Origin of the sequence: Actinomadura kijaniata, from assembly GCF_014138665.1 — a bacterium.
Lineage (GTDB): Bacteria > Actinomycetota > Actinomycetes > Streptosporangiales > Streptosporangiaceae > Spirillospora > Spirillospora kijaniata.
Genome location: NZ_JACJIA010000006.1, coordinates 93,685 through 109,400, shown reverse-complemented (window position 1 = coordinate 109,400; position 15,716 = coordinate 93,685). Strand labels below are relative to the sequence as shown.

Annotated in this window: 13 protein-coding genes; 6 read left to right on the top strand and 7 right to left on the bottom strand. The window is 72.1% G+C overall.

Annotated elements, in window-relative coordinates; genetic code table 11:
* Window positions 1–4: 4 nt before the first annotated feature.
* Window positions 5–1,405 (bottom strand): FAD-dependent oxidoreductase, encoded by a 1,401-nt coding sequence (locus tag HNR61_RS23175; protein WP_182845307.1) that lies wholly within the window; start codon window positions 1,403–1,405, stop codon window positions 5–7.
* A gap of 280 nt (window positions 1,406–1,685) precedes the next feature.
* Between HNR61_RS23175 and HNR61_RS23170 the strand changes: the two genes are divergently transcribed.
* Together HNR61_RS23170 and HNR61_RS23165 are read left to right on the top strand one after the other, a co-directional pair.
* Entirely contained in the window at window positions 1,686–3,062 is a 1,377-nt protein-coding gene (locus tag HNR61_RS23170; protein WP_312898045.1) for an aminotransferase family protein, read from the top strand.
* Between the two features lie 81 nt (window positions 3,063–3,143).
* On the top strand, window positions 3,144–4,691 hold the full coding sequence (locus HNR61_RS23165) for a GMC family oxidoreductase (RefSeq protein WP_182845306.1): 1,548 nt from the start codon (window positions 3,144–3,146) through the stop codon (window positions 4,689–4,691).
* 71 nt (window positions 4,692–4,762) lie between these two features.
* On the opposite strand, the gene HNR61_RS23160 is transcribed toward HNR61_RS23165, so the two are convergent.
* A complete protein-coding gene (locus tag HNR61_RS23160) occupies window positions 4,763–5,311 on the bottom strand; it encodes a dihydrofolate reductase family protein (RefSeq protein ID WP_182845305.1) in 549 nt (182 codons plus the stop codon).
* Window positions 5,312–5,584: 273 nt separating this feature from the next.
* Between HNR61_RS23160 and HNR61_RS23155 the strand changes: the two genes are divergently transcribed.
* Both HNR61_RS23155 and HNR61_RS23150 read left to right on the top strand, forming a co-directional pair.
* Window positions 5,585–6,565, top strand: a complete 981-nt coding sequence (locus tag HNR61_RS23155; protein WP_182845304.1) for an ATP-binding cassette domain-containing protein — start codon at window positions 5,585–5,587, stop codon at window positions 6,563–6,565.
* On the top strand, window positions 6,562–7,383 hold the full coding sequence (locus HNR61_RS23150) for an ABC transporter permease (protein WP_182845303.1): 822 nt from the start codon (window positions 6,562–6,564) through the stop codon (window positions 7,381–7,383). The genes HNR61_RS23155 and HNR61_RS23150 overlap by 4 nt, the downstream gene beginning before the upstream one ends.
* 91 nt (window positions 7,384–7,474) lie before the next feature.
* On the opposite strand, the gene HNR61_RS23145 is transcribed toward HNR61_RS23150, so the two are convergent.
* Both HNR61_RS23145 and HNR61_RS23140 read right to left on the bottom strand, forming a co-directional pair.
* Entirely contained in the window at window positions 7,475–8,518 is a 1,044-nt protein-coding gene (locus HNR61_RS23145; RefSeq protein WP_182845302.1) for a methyltransferase, read from the bottom strand.
* Window positions 8,519–8,521: 3 nt separating this feature from the next.
* Window positions 8,522–9,748, bottom strand: a complete 1,227-nt coding sequence (locus HNR61_RS23140; protein WP_182845301.1) for a cytochrome P450 — start codon at window positions 9,746–9,748, stop codon at window positions 8,522–8,524.
* Window positions 9,749–10,001: 253 nt separating this feature from the next.
* Between HNR61_RS23140 and HNR61_RS23135 the strand changes: the two genes are divergently transcribed.
* Window positions 10,002–11,231, top strand: coding sequence for a cytochrome P450 family protein (locus HNR61_RS23135; RefSeq protein ID WP_182845300.1), 1,230 nt, complete (start codon window positions 10,002–10,004; stop codon window positions 11,229–11,231).
* A 115-nt stretch (window positions 11,232–11,346) separates the two neighbouring features.
* On the top strand, window positions 11,347–12,765 hold the full coding sequence (locus tag HNR61_RS23130) for an FAD-dependent oxidoreductase (protein ID WP_182845299.1): 1,419 nt from the start codon (window positions 11,347–11,349) through the stop codon (window positions 12,763–12,765).
* A 161-nt stretch (window positions 12,766–12,926) separates the two neighbouring features.
* Here HNR61_RS23130 and HNR61_RS23125 read toward each other — a convergent pair whose 3' ends face one another.
* The 3 genes from HNR61_RS23125 to HNR61_RS23115 all read right to left on the bottom strand — a co-directional run bounded on the left by HNR61_RS23125 (window position 12,927) and on the right by HNR61_RS23115 (window position 15,714).
* The gene (locus HNR61_RS23125) at window positions 12,927–13,340 is read right to left on the bottom strand and encodes an enediyne antibiotic chromoprotein (protein ID WP_182845298.1); all 414 of its coding nucleotides are present in this window, start codon (window positions 13,338–13,340) and stop codon (window positions 12,927–12,929) included.
* A 45-nt stretch (window positions 13,341–13,385) separates the two neighbouring features.
* Window positions 13,386–15,458 (bottom strand): acyltransferase family protein, encoded by a 2,073-nt coding sequence (locus HNR61_RS23120; protein ID WP_182845297.1) that lies wholly within the window; start codon window positions 15,456–15,458, stop codon window positions 13,386–13,388.
* A 76-nt stretch (window positions 15,459–15,534) separates the two neighbouring features.
* Window positions 15,535–15,714, bottom strand: coding sequence for a hypothetical protein (locus HNR61_RS23115; protein ID WP_157419786.1), 180 nt, complete (start codon window positions 15,712–15,714; stop codon window positions 15,535–15,537).
* Window positions 15,715–15,716 lie beyond the last annotated feature (2 nt).

Genomic DNA, 15,716 nt, shown 5'->3' with positions numbered 1-15,716 from the left:
CGGGTCAGCGCGAGGGCTGGCGGACCGGGCCGCTCCGGCCGTCCGGCGACCGTGACTCGCCCGCCGGTGGACGGCGGACGGCGTGCCGCAGCACCCTCGCCACCATCGACGGGCGCATCAGCGCGGTGGGCGGGTCGATGAGGCCGGCGACCCGCATGAACCCGTCGGTGACCGCGGCGTCCTTCGTCGCGGCGTACTGCAGGCGGGCCATGTAGGCGTTGCCCATCCGCACCTTCACCGTGCGGGGGCCCTCCACGCCCGGGAAGTCCAGGTCTCCGCCGGCCGAGATCTCCCACGGCGCGTCGACGACGCGCGCGACCTGGGCGAGGAACGGCCGCGGGGACGGCCGGGGCTCCCGGCGCAACTGGTCGCGCAGCGCCATCGCCTCGATCGCCGCGACGCTCATCCCCTGGCCGTACACCGGGTTGAAGCTGCAGAACGCGTCGCCGAGCACCAGCAGCCCGTCGGGGAACCGGGTCAGCCGCTCGTAGCGGCGCCGCACGCTCGCGGCGAACCGGAAACGCACCGGCTCGTCGAGCGGTTCGGCGTCGTGCACCGCCTCGTACACGTCCGGAACCGGCAGCGAGCGCACGTATTCGAGAAAACCCTCCGGATCGGTCGGAGGGTGGTCACCGAGAATTCCCGTCAGCGACAGGATGCATTTGTCGGGGCCGACCTGACCGAAGAACGCGCCGCGGGGATGCGCCGGAGAGGCCACCGGGTTGATGGACTGAACGCCGTCGAACATCTCCGGGCGCATTCGGTAATGCCGGGTGGTGTAGGCGAGGTCGACCTTGACCCGTTCCTCGGCGGGCCGCTGGTAGCCGAGTTCCTCCAGCCACGCGGGAACGCGCGAGCCGCGACCGCTGGCGTCGATCACCAGGTCGCCCTCGATCACGTCCTCCCCGCCGTCCCCGTCCTCCCGGAGCCGCCGCTGCACCCGCACCCCGGTGATCCGCCCGCCGTCCGCCGTGGCCGCCAGGCCGAGGACGGAGTGCTCTTCGAGGAAGGTGACGTTGGGCAGCGCCGCCACCCGCCCGCGCACGTGGTCCTCCAGCACGGGGCGGGGGGCGGTGACCGACAGCAGCCCGGTGCGGGCGGGCCGGAGCTTCCTGGCGTTGAAGTACCAGCGCATCTCGCCGAGGTCGCCGGTCGGCACCCCGGCCTCGGTCAGCTCGGCGGTGAAGTTCGGGAACAGCTCCTCGAGGATCAGATGGCCGCGGGCGTGCAGGCCGTGCGCGTGCACCGTGTGCGGCGCCCCGCGCCGTGACTCGCGTACGCCGAGCAGCCGGTCGCGGTCGACGACCACCACCTCGGCGTAGGACTCGGCCAGTACCCGGGCGGCGAGGAGCCCGGCCATACTGCCGCCCAGCACCACCGCGCGGTTTCCCATCCGGCTGTTCATCGCTGCGCTCCTCCTAGCCGCTCCGTTCCGGGTTCATTTCAGTGCCCGCCCGCCGGGCCCGCATCTTCGTGATTGCGGTGACGGGTATAGGGCCCGCTTCCTCCCCTTCCGACCAGGCGGGACCGCCGGCCGTCCCGCGTTTTCGGGCCGCCCCGGATATCGAGCAATTACCGAGAAGGCCCGCGGGGGCGATCGCAGTACCTTCAGAGCGGCGGAAATCCATTCGGTTGTGCTGATCATTCGATTCGGTCCCATGGCCGGAGACGAAAGGAACGGATTCGTGACGATCGCTTCCACGGCGCGGACGCAGTCGATGTCCGCGGCCGAACTCGAGGACCTGGACCGGCGGCACCTGATCCATCCGCACCAGCGGGCCGCCCAGCACGAACGGCACGTCATGGTCCGCGGCGAGGGGTGCCACGTCTGGGACGCCCACGGCACCCGGTACCTGGACATGACCGGGGCCGCCAACTGGCTGGCCCAGGTCGGCCACGGACGTCCCGAACTGGCCGAGGCCGCCGCCCGACAGACGTCGGAGCTGGAGTACTTCACCAGCTTCGACGTGTACTCCAACGACAAGTCGATCCTGCTGGCGGCGCGGATCGCGGACCTCGCCCCGGAGGGCCTGGACCGGGTGTTCCTCACCAACGGCGGCTCCGAGGGCGTCGACACCGCGATCAAGGCCGCCCGGCTGTTCCACAGCCGGCGCGGGGAGCCCGACCGGACGTGGATCATCTCCCGCCGCTTCGGCTACCACGGCGTCACCTACGGCGCCGGCAGCGCCAGCGGCTTCGACCACCTCCAGTTCGGCGCGGGTCCGTTCCTGCCGAACTTCGAGAAGGTGACGCCCCCGCTGCCCTACCACCGGGAGATGTACGGCGGGGAGGACCCCACCGACTTCCTGCTGCGGGAGCTGGAGGAGACCCTCGCGCGGATCGGCCCGGACAAGGTCGCCGCGATGATCGGCGAGCCCGTGATGGGCGGCGCCGGGGTGGTCCCGCCGCCCGACGACTACTGGCCCCGGGTCCGCGAGCTGCTGGGCCGGCACGGGATCCTGCTGATCGCCGACGAGGTGGTGACCGCCTTCGGCCGGACCGGCGCCTGGTTCGACTCCGCCCGGCGCGGCATGGCGCCCGACATGATCGTCATGGCGAAGGGCCTCACCAGCGGGTACGCGCCCCTCGGCGCCGTGCTCATGCGCACCGACATCGGCGACGGGATCACCGAGGACCAGGGATTCGCGCACGGCTTCACCTACTTCGGGCACGCGGCATCCTGCGCGATCGCGCTGGCCAACCTCGACCTGATCGAGAAGGAGGGCCTGGTGGACCGGGCCCGGCAGGTCGGTGAGTGGCTGCGCGACGGCCTGGCGTCCGCCGCGGAGCTGCCGCACGTCGGCGAGATCCGGGTGGTGGGGGCGATGGTCGGCATCGAGCTGGTCGTCAGCCGCGACACCCGCGAGCCGCTGTTCGCCGGCGCGGGCGCCGCGACGGCCGAGCTGCGCGACGTCCACCAGGTCATCACGCGCGACTACGGCAACACCATCGTCCTGGCCCCTCCCCTGGTGCTCGACCGGGACGACGCGGCGCGGGCGACCCGGGCGATCACCGAGGTGCTCGCCCGGCTGGACGGTGACGGCGGCCTGCGGCCTCGATGACCCCGGCCGGCGCCCGGCACGTCCGCGCACCGGCCGCCGGACCCGTCGACGATCCCTCCAACAGGTCGAAGAGGACAGCGAATGTACGACTACGTCATCGTCGGTGCCGGCTCCGCGGGGTGCGTCCTGGCGGCCCGGCTGAGCGAGGACCCCCACACGAAGGTCTGCCTGCTCGAGGCGGGCCCGGCCGACACCTCACCGAACATCCACCTCCCGTCCGCGTTCGGCCGGCTGTTCCGGACCCGCCTCGACTGGGACTACGACACCCTCGACGAGCCCTTCCTGGACGGCCGCCGCGTCTACCTCCCGCGCGGACGGATGCTCGGCGGGTCCAGCTCCATGAACGCCATGGTCTACATCCGCGGCCACCGGGCCGACTACGACGGATGGGACACGCCCGGCTGGGGCTACCGGGAGATGCTGCCCTACTTCAAGCGCTCGGAGGACAACGAGCGCGGCGCCTCCGAATACCACGGCGCGGGCGGACCGCTCGGCGTCTCCGACGGGCGCTCGCGCAACGAGATGACCGCGGCGTTCATCCAGGCCGGCGTCGAGGCGGGCTTCCCCGCCAACGACGACTTCAACGGGGCGGAGCAGGACGGCTTCGGCTTCTACCAGGTGACCCAGCGCGACGGGCGGCGTTGCAGCACCGCCGCGGGCTTCCTGCGCCCGGCGCTGGACCGCCCGAACCTCACCGTCATGACCGGGTTCCAGGCGCACCGCGTCGTCTTCGACGGGGACCGCGCCGTGGGGATCGCCGGCACCCACCGGGACGAGGAGGTCGAGATCCGCGCCGAGCGCGAGGTCATCCTCAGCGCCGGCGCCTACAACTCGCCGCAGCTCCTCATGCTGTCCGGGATCGGTCCCGGGCAGGCGCTGGCCCCGCTGGGCATCCCGGTCCGGATCGACCAGCCGCACGTCGGCCAGAACCTCCAGGACCACCCGCACACCCTGCTCATCTTCCCGCACGACCGCCCGATCAGCCTGCTGATCGCCGGAGAGCCGCAGTACGCGCTGCAGTACGAGCGGGAGCGCAGCGGCCCGCTGTCGTCCAACATCGCCGAGGCGGGCGGGTTCGTCCGCGCCACGGACGGCGCGCAGGTCCCCGACGTCCAGTTCCTCGCCGGGCCGATCATGTTCGCCGAGGGCGGCCTGCGCGCGCCGACCGCCCACGCCCTGTCGGTGGGGGTGGGCGTGCTGAAGCCGCGGAGCCGGGGAAGCGTGACGATCGCCACGGAGGACCCGACGGCCAAGCCGGTCATCCAGCACAACTACTTCGCCGACTCCGCCGACATGGAGGTCGCGGTCGCGGGCATGCGCGTCGTGCTGGAGATCGCCAGGCAGAAGGCGCTCAAGCCGTTCACGCAGACGCTGATGGACGCCCCGGCCTCGGAGTCGGACGCGGACCTGCGGGCCTACGTGCGCCGCGCCACCCAGACGCTCTACCACCCGGCGGGCACCTGCGCGATGGGCACGGTGGTCGACGGGCACCTGCGCGTCCTGGGCGTCGACGGGCTCCGGGTCGTCGACGCCTCGGTGATGCCGGACCTGGTCCGGGGCAACACCAACGCCCCCACGATCGCGATCGCCGAGAGGGCGGCCGACCTGATCCGGGGCGTCGCCCCCTGAGGGGAACGGCCCCGGACCAGGTCCGGAAGGGGAGGGCCCGCGGCCGGCGGCCGGCGGGCGCGCGGTCCTTCCTACTTCCCGGCCGGCTCGTACCGCAGGCCCTGCACACCCGTGCTGTAGGTGGTGGCGTCGGCGAGCGTGAGCTCGAACGACCGGGTGACGTCGTCGAACAGGCGCGTGCCGCCGCCCACCACGACCGGGAAGATCATGAGCGCGAGTTCGTCGAGCACCCCCGCGACCAGCAGCGAGCGGACCAGCAGCGGGCTTCCGGGCACCTGGATGTTGCCCCCCTCCTGCTGCTTGAGCTCGCGCACCTTCGCCACGACGTCGCCCTCGACCAGCGTGGAACCCTCCCATTCGAGGGTGTCGAGAGTGGACGACGCCACGTACTTGGGCGACCCGTTCAGGAAGGCGGCCATCGGATTGGAGTCGCCCTGTTCCGGCCAGAGCTTGGCGAACTCCAGGTAAGTGCGGCGTCCCAGCAGGACGGTGTCGGCGCTCTCCAGCGCCTCCGCCATCACCCCGGCCATTTCGGGCGCCCAATATTGCTCCGTCCATTGGTCGGGCGATTCCACCACGCCGTCCAACGACATCATCAGGCCGGCACAGAGTTTGCGCATGGTGCTCTCCTCATCAGCGGTTTTGCGGACGGATCGGCGACGTCCCGGGATAGATCGCCGACGGGGCACGGTTCCGACCCTGGACCAATACGCCAGCGGTGGCAACCACCGTCGCGAAAGAGCCGGCCGACAGCGGAACCCTACCGGCATGGATCCCTTCTGTCGGCCAGTCAGCAGATCGGTCAGAACCCGCGCGAGAAGTCGCGATGAGTTTCGCGGAGTCGCCGGGTCGACACAGTGGCACGGCGACGTGCGACCAGAAGGGAGTCCTTGGTGGAACATGCGATTCACGTCGATGGGCTGGTGAAACGCTTCGGCGACAAGGCCGCGCTCGACGGCGTCGACCTACAGGTCGGAAGCGGCATCCTGCTCGGGCTGCTCGGCCCCAACGGGGCGGGCAAGACGACGATGGTGCGGGTGCTGGCGACCCTGCTGAAACCGGACGGCGGCAAGGCGACCGTGTACGGGCACGACGTCGTCCGGGACGCGCACAAGGTGCGGCAACTCATCGGGGTGACCGGGCAGTACGCCTCGGTCGACGCGAACCTGACCGGGGTCGACAACCTGCTGCTGATCGGCCGGCTCCTCGGGCTGTCGGGGCGCGAGGCCAAGCGGCAGACCGACGAGCTGCTGACGAGGTTCGACCTGCACGACGCGGCGGGCCGGCAGGTCAAGACGTACTCCGGCGGCATGCGCCGGCGTCTGGACCTGGCGCTGAGCCTGGTCGGCAACCCCCGGCTGCTCTACCTGGACGAGCCCACCACGGGCCTGGACCTGCCCTCCCGGCTGAAGCTGTGGGAGATGGTCCGCGCCCTCGTCGCCGACGGCGTCACGGTGCTGCTGACCACGCAGTACCTGGAGGAGGCCGACGCGCTGGCCAACGAGATCGTCGTCATCGACCAGGGCAAGGTGATCGCCACCGGTTCCCCCGACGAGCTGAAGTCCCGGATCGGCGCGCAGCGGCTGGAGGTCAAGCCCGTCCGGCCGCTCGACGTCCCGAGGGTCGCCGAGGTGGTCGAGGCGATCGTGGGCCGGGAGCCCGACGTGCAGGGGCAGCTGGTCACCGCGCTGGCCGCCGACGCCCAGACCCTGCAGACCGCCGTCCAGCGCCTGCGCGAGGCGGACGTCGACATCGCCGAGCTGTCCCTGCGGGGGTCGAGCCTCGACGAGGTGTTCCTCGCGCTGACCGGCCACCGGGCCGAAGAGTCCACCGAGGCCGTCCAGGACGGCGCACCACAGGAGGTGTCGGCATGACCGCCGCGATCGAGACCGCTCCGCGGCTGCCCGAGCTCGCGCCGCGCGTCGGCCCGCTCCAGGGGCTGCGGCAGACCCTGACGCTGGCCCGGCGCGTGATCATCCAGGTCCGGCACAACCCCCAGGAGCTGGCCGACCAGAGCTTCCAGCCGATCATCTTCACGCTGCTGTTCACCTACGTCTTCGGCGCGTCGATCGCCTCCGACGGGGACCGGCAGACCTACCTGCAGTTCATGATCCCCGGCATGCTGGCCATGAACATGCTGTTCAACTCCCTCTACGTCGGCCAGGGGCTCAACACCGACCTGGCGATGGGCGTGTTCGACCGGATGCGGACACTGCCGATCGCTCGCTGGGCCCCGCTGGCCGGCCGCATCCTCGCCGACCAGCTCATGCAGCTGTGGGGCATCGTCCTCGTCTTCGCCGTCGGCCTGCTGCTCGGGTTCCGGCCGGGCAACGGGGTGCAGGGCATGCTCGCCGGCACGCTGCTGCTGCTGTTCTTCGCCCTCGCCTTCTCCTGGGTGGCGGTGCTGGTGGGCGTCGCCTCCAAGAACGCCCAGCAGGTGCAGGTCTTCGGCATGGCCGTGGTGCTGCCGATCAACTTCGTCAGCGGCACGTTCGCGCCGGTCGAGACGATGCCCACGGCGCTGCAGAAGTTCGCCGAGTACACCCCGGTCGGCAACCTGCTGGAGGCCAGCCGCGGGCTCATCAACGGCGGGCCGGTCGCCACGCCGCTGTGGTGGACGGTCGTGTGGGCGGTGGCGCTCGTGCTCATCTTCGCGCCGCTGTCCATCCGGTCCCTGAACCGCAAGACCTGACGGCGGCCGGTGCCGGACACGAAGCGGGCCGCCCGCGCATCGGCGCGGGCGGCCCGCCGAACAGGTCGTCCCCCTGGCCCGCCGTCCGGGCTCAGGGCTTGCGGGCCAGCACGGCGCCGTTCGCCCCCGGGGCGCGGAACCGCACGGTCCGCACGTCGTCGAACCCGGCGGCCCGCAGCCAGTCGCCGTACTCCCCGGCCGTGTAGTTGCGGCCCCAGGTCGCGACCAGCATGTTCAGGCTCATCAGCGCCGCGTCCAGCGGGCCGGTCCGGTCGTCGTCGACGAGCAGTTCGCTGATCACCAGGAGGCCGCCGCGGGGCAGCGCCCGGAAGCACTTGCCCAGCAGTTCCCGGTTACGCGCCTCGTCCCAGTCGTGCATGATCATGGAGAGCAGGATCGCGTCATGGCCGTCCGGCAGCTCCTCGTCGGCGAAGAAGTCGCCCGGGTGCGGGCTCACCCGCTCCGACAGCCCGGCGGCGCCGATCCGTTCCGCCGCGTGCTCGCACACGTGCGGCAGGTCGTAGACGGTGGCGCGCAGGCCGGGGTACCGGCGGCACAGCTCGATGTCGAAGGCCGCTCCGCCGCCGCCGACGTCGAGCAGCCTGGTGACGCCGCCGAGGTCGACGGCCTCGCCGAGCGCCCGCGCCGTGACGGCGGAGAGCGGGTACAGGCCGTCCCAGAACAGCTTGGCCCTGTTCTCGGACGTGAAGATGTCCTCGCGCTGCTCGGCGGTCCACCGGCTGGGGCGGTTGGACCTGACGGCCTCGGTGACCCGCATCCAGCCGGTGAACGCGTGGTCCCGCAGCATCCGGATGTAGTCGCCGAAGAAGTAGGGCCGGCCGCGCACCAGGTAGTGGTCGGCGACCGGCGTGTTGCGGAAGCCCGCGCCGTCGCGCTCCACCAGGCCGAGCGCCGCGCAGGCGGTGAGCACGATCTCCGCCGGCCGCTCGTCGACGCCGACGCCGGCGGCCACCTCGGCCACGGTCGCCGCGCCCTTGGCCGACAGGAAGGTGAACAGGTCCAGGTCCTCCGCCGCGACGAGCGTCTGCGACACCAGCAGCCCCTGGGCCATCTGGGCCAGGACGTCGGCGGCGGGCGGCTCGGTCTCCGGTCCCGGAGGGATGAGGTCGTCCATGGCTCAGCCCTCCTGCCCGTCCGGTCCGGTGTCCGGCGCCTCGAACCGGACGCGGATGCCGGAGAAGACGATGTGCCGTCCGTTCTCGAAGTGGCGGCGGGGCTCCTCGGTGAGGACGTACGCCGGACGCCGGGCGAGCTCGTCCAGGGTGGCCCGGAGTTCCATCCGCGACAGCTGCGCGCCGATGCAGTGGTGGATGCCGAACCCGAAGCTCAGGTGGTGGTGGGAGTTCCCGCGGCCGGGGTCGAACTCGTCCGGCGCGGGGAACTTCGCGGGGTCGCGGTTGGCGGCGTCGAACAGCAGCACGACCCTGGAGCCGGCGGGGATGGTCACCCCGTCGATCGTGACGTCCCGGGTGGTCACCCGGGTCAGCCGGTCGGCGGGGCACCACCGGCGCAGCGACTCCTCGACCACGGCGGTCCGGAGCTCGGGTTCGGTCCTGAGGCGCTCCTGCAGCTCCGGGTGCCCGGCCAGGTACCACAGGAGGCGGCTGGCCGAGTTCATCGGGTTGTCGTGCCCGGCCACGCAGTACGACACGATGATCGAGTACAGCATGTCCTCGGAGATCGGCTCGCCGTCCACGCGCGCGTTGACCAGGTGGGACAGGTAGTAGTCGCCCGGCTTCTCGCGGGCCCGCCGGATCTCCTCCGACAGCAGGGAGCGGAAGGCGGGCCAGAAGCCCTCGGCGTCGCTGTCCCTGGACAGGCGCTTCCACATGCTGCGCGTCAGGTCGCGGATCCGGTGCTGGGCCGCGTCCGACAGCCCGATGGCCAGGCCCAGGACGCCGATCGAGAGCGGCTGGGCCAGCTGGGTGAACAGGTCCGCCTCGCCCTTCCGGACGAGGGGGTCCACGAGGTCGGCGACGAGCCGGGCGGCGGCGGGCTCCAGCCGGCGCAGCGCCTCCCTCTCCATCGGCGGCGCCATGAGCTTGCGGATCACCCGGTGCTCGGGCGGGTCGTAGTCGATCGGCGAGAACTTCGGCATCCCCGCGGCGCGCGGGAAGTGCACGCCGGAACCGGAGCTGAAGGTCTCGTAGTCGCGCAGCGCCGCCTTGACGTCCTCGTAGCGCGACAGCACCCAGAAGCCGCCGTGCGCCGGCGAATAGGTCACCGCCGCGCGCTCGCGGATCTCGCTGTTGACGATCTCCGCCACCTCCGGGGTGTATTCCGGGTCGTGGTAGTCGAATTCCCGGACGAGTCGAGCGACGACGTCCTCTTGTGTTGCCCTCATTTTCCCTCACGGTCTTCCGTTTGGCCGAGGATCGGTTCTCGATCGTTCACCGGGCGATCCGTCGGGCGCCCGCGCGGATCACTTCGATCCTCGGTGAGGGGCGTACCGGGGGCATCTCGCATATTGCCGATCCGCACGCCCTGACCGGGCCGCGACCGGTCCGGAAGGAAGCGGTTTCCCAGCGCCATTTCGAAGAAGCCAGGCGTTACTCGCCTGCCTACAGTGATAGGCCACCACGTTCGGAGGTTTCGTCGTGAAACGCACATGCCCTGTGACCCTCGACCGCGCCGGAACGGATATCCACGCCGAGAACGCCCGACTGCGTTCCCAGGGCCCGGTGGCCCGGGTGGAGCTTCCGGGCGGGGTCCCCGGATGGACGGTGATCGGCCACGACCTGGCCAGGAAGGTGCTGTCCGATCCGCGGTTCACCAAGGACCCGCGGAACTGGCCCGCGTACGTGAACGGCGAGATCCCGCCGGACTGGCCGATGATCACGTGGGTGGTGATGGACAACATGACCACCCATGACGGCCCCGACCACGCCCGGCTGCGCAGGCTGATCTCCCGGGCCTTCACCCCGCGGCGGGTCGCCGCCACCCGGCCGCTGATCGAGCGGATCACGACCGGCCTGCTGGACGACCTGGCGGCGGTCCCGCCCGGGGAGGTCGTCGACCTGAAGGCGCGCTTCGCCTACCCCCTGCCCGCGAGCGTGGTCTGCGACCTGTTCGGCGTGCCGCCCGAGTCCCGCGCCGAGGCGCTGCGCGGCGGCGAGGTGAACACCACCACCGCGATCACCCCGGAGGAGGCCGCGGCCAACGTCGAGCAGTGGCAACGGGCGCTCGGGGAGCTCGTCGAGGCCAAGCGCCGGGAGCCCGGCGACGACCTGACCAGCGTCCTGGTCGACGCGGCCGAGGACGGGACGCGGCTCACCGACGAGGAACTGGTCGGCACCCTGTTCCTGATGCTCGGCGCCGGTTCCGAGACGGTGATGAACCTCCTGTGCCACGCGGTCGTCGACCTGCTGTCCCATCCCGAGCAGCTCGACCTGGTGCTGACCGGGAAGGTCGACTGGGAGCAGGTCGTCGAGGAGTCCCTGCGGGGGCAGTCGCCCATCGCCCACCTGCCGTTCCGCTTCACGACCGAGGACGTCGAGGTCGGCGGGGTGACGATCCCCCGGGGGGACCCGGTGCTCGTCGGCTTCGCCGGGATCGGCCGCGACCCGGCGCTGCACGGCGAGGAGGCGGCCCTGTTCGACATCACCCGGGCCGACAAGACGCACCTGTCGTTCGGCCACGGGGCCCACTTCTGCCTGGGCGCGCCGCTGGCCCGGCTGGAGGCGGCGATCGCGCTGCCCGCCCTGTTCGACCGGTTCCCCGGCATCAGGCTCGCGGCCGGACGGGACCGGCTGGCGCCCCAGCCGACCTTCATCATGAACGGGCCCGCCGCCGTGCCGGTGACGCTGGGCGGGCACGGCACCGCCTGACCGGCCCGCGGGCGGCGGGCGACCGCCGGCATTCCCCACGTTCTCCTCGCGCTGAACGCATTCCAAGAGATGCATCGCCTTTGCGCCGATCGCACTATTTGGGAGGCGGTCGACAATGGCTGGAGGAAACGTGGTCCAACGACTCGGAGAACACGCCGTCGTGCTCGGCGGAGGAATGGCCGGCCTGATGACATGCCGCGTCCTCGCGGACCGGTACCGCAAGGTGTCGGTGATCGACCGGGACACGCTGACCGGGGTGACCCGGGCCCGCGGCGGCGTGCCGCAGGCCCGCCACGCGCACGCGCTGCTGGCCCGGGGCCAGCAGACGATGGAGGAGCTGTTCCCCGGCCTCCAGGAGGAACTGGACGCGGCCGGGGTCCTCACCGGCGACGTCGCGGGGGATCTCCGCTGGTACCTCGACGGCCGGCCGCTGCGGCGGGCGCGCTCGGGCGCGCTGAGCGTCTCGGCGGCCCGGCCCGACCTGGAGGCCCACGTGCGGGCCAGGGTCGCCGCGCTGCCCAACGTGGAGTTCCGGGAGAACACCGTCATCCAGGGACTCACGGCCTCCGCCGACCGCGGCCGCGTCACCGGCGTCCGGCTGGCGGGCGACGGCCCGGCCCCCGAGACGCTGGCGGCCGACCTGGTCGTCGACACGACCGGCCGGGGCAGCCGCACGCCGCTCTGGCTCCAGGAGCTGGGCTACGAGCGCCCCCCCGAGGACAGGGTCAAGATCGACCTGGCCTACACCTCGCGGTTCTTCAGGCTGGACAGCGACCCCTTCGGGGACGCCCTCGCCATCAACCCGCTCTCCTCGCCGGCGAACCCGCGGGGGGCGTTCTTCGGGAAGTTCCCCGACGGGATCGCCCTGCTGTCGCTCACCGGGATGCTGGGCGACCATCCGCCGCGCGACCACGAGGGGTTCCTCCGGTTCGCCGCCACGCTCCAGCCGCCCGAGATCTACCAGGCGGTGCGGACCGCCGAGCCGCTGGGCGACATCGCCTCCTTCCGGGTCCCGGCCAGCGTGCGCCGCCGCTACGACCGGCTGCGGCGCTTCCCCGCCGGGCTGCTGGTGCTCGGCGACGCCCTGTGCGTCTTCAACCCGGTGTACGGCCAGGGGATGACGCTGGCCGCGATGGAGGCGCACGCGCTCGCCGCGCACCTGGCGGCGGGCGAGCCGCGGCCGCTGCGGTTCTTCCGCGAGGTCAAGCCGTTCATCGACGTGGCCTGGGAGACCTCGGCCAGCGCCGACCTGGCGTACCCCGGGGTCGAGGGGCCCCGCACGCTGAAGGTCAGGCTCGGCAACGCCTACATGGCGCGGTTCCTCGAGGCGGCCCAGAACGACGGCAGGTTCACCGCGACGTTCTTCCGGGTCGCGGGTCTCCTCGACCCGCCGCAGACGCTGATGCGCCCCGGCCTGGTGCGCGACGTGCTGCGCGCCTCGCGACGCGGGAGCAGGCGGTCGCCGGCCGGCCGCGGCCGGCCCGCCGGGCTGCTCGACGACTCCTCCCCCGCTCCCGGGCACCGCGCCTCCTAGCGCGGCGGCTCGAAGCGACGTGCGTATGGCCGGGCCCCTGGGCCCGGCCATACGCGTGTGACGGCGCCCTTCTCCCAACGCCGGAGCCGCCCGCGCCGGGCTGCGAGAGTCCGGCGCGGGCGGCCACTGGTGTTCGCGCGGCCGGGAAGCCGCGTCGTCGGTTACTGGAAGGAGATCGGCACGTCGGCCGCGTGGTTCAGGTCGAGGTCACCGATGCCGACCTCGCAGCTGTGAACCTTGCAGTCGACCGTGCCCCAGGCGGTCCCGTCGAACAGGACGCCCGGGAAGGTGGCGCGGACGGTCAGCGGTGTCGAGAAGTTCCCGCCGGCGTCGGCCTGGCCCTCGACGATGTCCGGGAAGCTGCACGCGAACTTCCCGGGCTCGACCTCCGCGCACTGCCCGAGGCGGTACGTGGTGCCGGGGTTCAGACCGCTGACGGCGGCCTGGACCACCTGGCCGTCGGTCAGGCCCGTCGAGGGGGTCACCGTCATCGACGCGTCGGCGGTGGCGGGGGACTGGAGCGTCGTCGCCAGCGCCAGGGCGAGCGCCGACGCTCCGATCAGTTTCTTGAGCATGACTTCCTTTCCGGGAGCTGCGCGCCCGCGGTCGCGGGCGCGTTCCTACCTGGTTCCGGCGGGCCGGGCCGCGTCACCGGGCCCGCCGTCGTGCCCGGCCGGGTGCCGGGCGCGTTCGTGGAGGGCCGCGATGGCCTCTGCGAGGCGATCCAGGTCGGCCGTGTCGGTCCGCTCCCCCTGCCACAGGGACAGCGGGTCGGCGGTGAGGGCGGTGCGGAGGCGGTCCAGTTCGGCGTGGGCGGCGGCGACCGCCTCCGACGGCGCCGTGCCGCCGTTGTCCGAGTGGACCCGCACCCGTTCCAGGTCCGTGCGGAGGTCGTCCAGCCGCCCGGTCACCTCGTTCCAGACCGCCTCGACGTGGGTGACCAGTTCGGCCAGGCCGCGGAAGAGCTCGTTCATCCGCTCCACCGCCGCCGCGGGGGTGAGGCGCCGCTGCCCGTCGTCGGTGATGTGCCGCTGGGCGAGCGGGGGCGGTTCCTCGCTGACCAGGACCGTGGGGCCGTCGAACAGCTCGGCGATCCCGGCCGGGCCGGTCTCGGGCGGCCGGCCGGACGCGTCCAGGCCCCGCGACGCCTGGTCCACCACCGCGGAGTACGCGTTGAAGATCTCCCACAGGGTCGCCAGGTCCCTGGCCGCCTCGTCCCAGGCCCGTCTGGTGCGGCCGGTCAGGTCCGCGCCGTCGAGCAGCTGCCGCCCCAGGCTGCGGTCCAGGTCGACGAGGTTCGACCGGATGGCGTCGCGGTCGGCGACCGCCGCCGCGACGCTCGCCGCGACGTCCTCGGGAGGCGCCGCCTTCGTCGTGCGGGCCGCGGCCGCGGTCGGCCGGGGGACGACGGAACCGGCGGGGCCGGGACGCACGGCCCTGCGGCCGGGGTCGGCGAAGCGGCGGTCGGCCCATCTCATGATCGGGCGTTCCAGCAGGAAGTAGCTGAGCGAGGCCAGGATGACGGCGCCGGTGAGCGTGGCGGCCTCCAGGGCCCAGAAGCCGCTCTTGGCGTACAGCTGGTCGAGCGTCCTTGCCTCGCCGCCGAACACGGTGCCGGGCTGGAGGTAGAAGTGCATCGCGGCCATGTGCCACAGGTAGACGCCGTACGAGATCTTCCCGAGGTAGGCCAGCACCCCGCTGCCCAGGACCCGTTCGGTCGACGTCCGCCGCGCTCCGCGCACGACCAGCGGCAGCGACGCGGTCAGCCCGAACAGCGAGACGATGACGTAGGCGATGAACAGGCCGGACACCGAGTAGTAGTCGTCCATCCCGATGACGCTGAACGGCCGGACGCAGTTGACCACGTACAGGCCGAGCGAGGCGAGCCAGAACAGCTGCGGGCGCGCGGTCGCCAGCCGCACCAGCCGCGGCGTGTCCTTGGGCGACACCTCGGCCAGGGCCAGCTGGACGGCCATGAAGACGCCCACCGCGATGGTCGGCGCGAACCCCAGCGGCCACCAGAAGATGATGCGGTGGTCCCAGCCCTGGCCGGTCACCACGAACAGCCAGGCGATACCGATCCCCATCAGGAGCGGCACCGGGAGCATCAGCCGCCGGGCGCGGGCCGCCGGGGTCGCGCCCCGCCGCGCGAAACCCTGCACGGCCCACGCGACCAGCGGCAGCGCCAGGTACCACTGGACCATGCTCGGCACGCTCCAGGTGACCTCCATGCCGTTCATCGGGTTGGCCTCGAAGGGCGTCGGCACGTAGATGTGGAGCAGCAGGGCGGGCCACAGGGCGGACCAGCCGTCATCGAGGACGTCGCGGTTCAGCGTCAGCAGCATCACCGCGTACAGGACGTAGTAGGCGGGCAGCAACCGGAGCATCCGGCGCATGAAGCCGTTGCGCTGCGAGGGGGCCCGCTCGCCCCGGATGATCGCCCTGGCGACCGGCCGGAAGTAGAACATCGCCGGCAGGGCGAACAGCACGCCGATGAAGGCGGGCATGCCGCTCACGAAGAAGGCCCCGACGACGTTGCTCGGCGGCTGGGCGGGTTCGAACTCCCGCGTTCCCAGCAGCGCCGAGAACATCGCCACGTGCACGGTCAGCAGGCCGAGCGAGGCCACCGCCCGGATCCCGAATATCGCCGACGAACGGGTCCGCCCGCCGCCCGAAGCTTCCACTACGCTCACCACTACGTCCTTTCGCGATCCGGCCGACCGGCCCGCTGCCGGTACGGTTGCTCAGGGCGGCGGGGCGCGCCCCGGTTCAGTCGACGACGGCCCGGATGAAGCTCAGGCTCTCCCTGAGCCACGGCCCCTCCAGGGTCTGCACGACCTTCTTGAGGTCGGGGACCTGTCCCTCGAGGAGCTCCTTCACGACCCGCAGCTCGCTGGAGTTCACGCTGAAGGTCTTGGTGCCGTCCTCGTTGTCGGTCACTTTCGGCATGC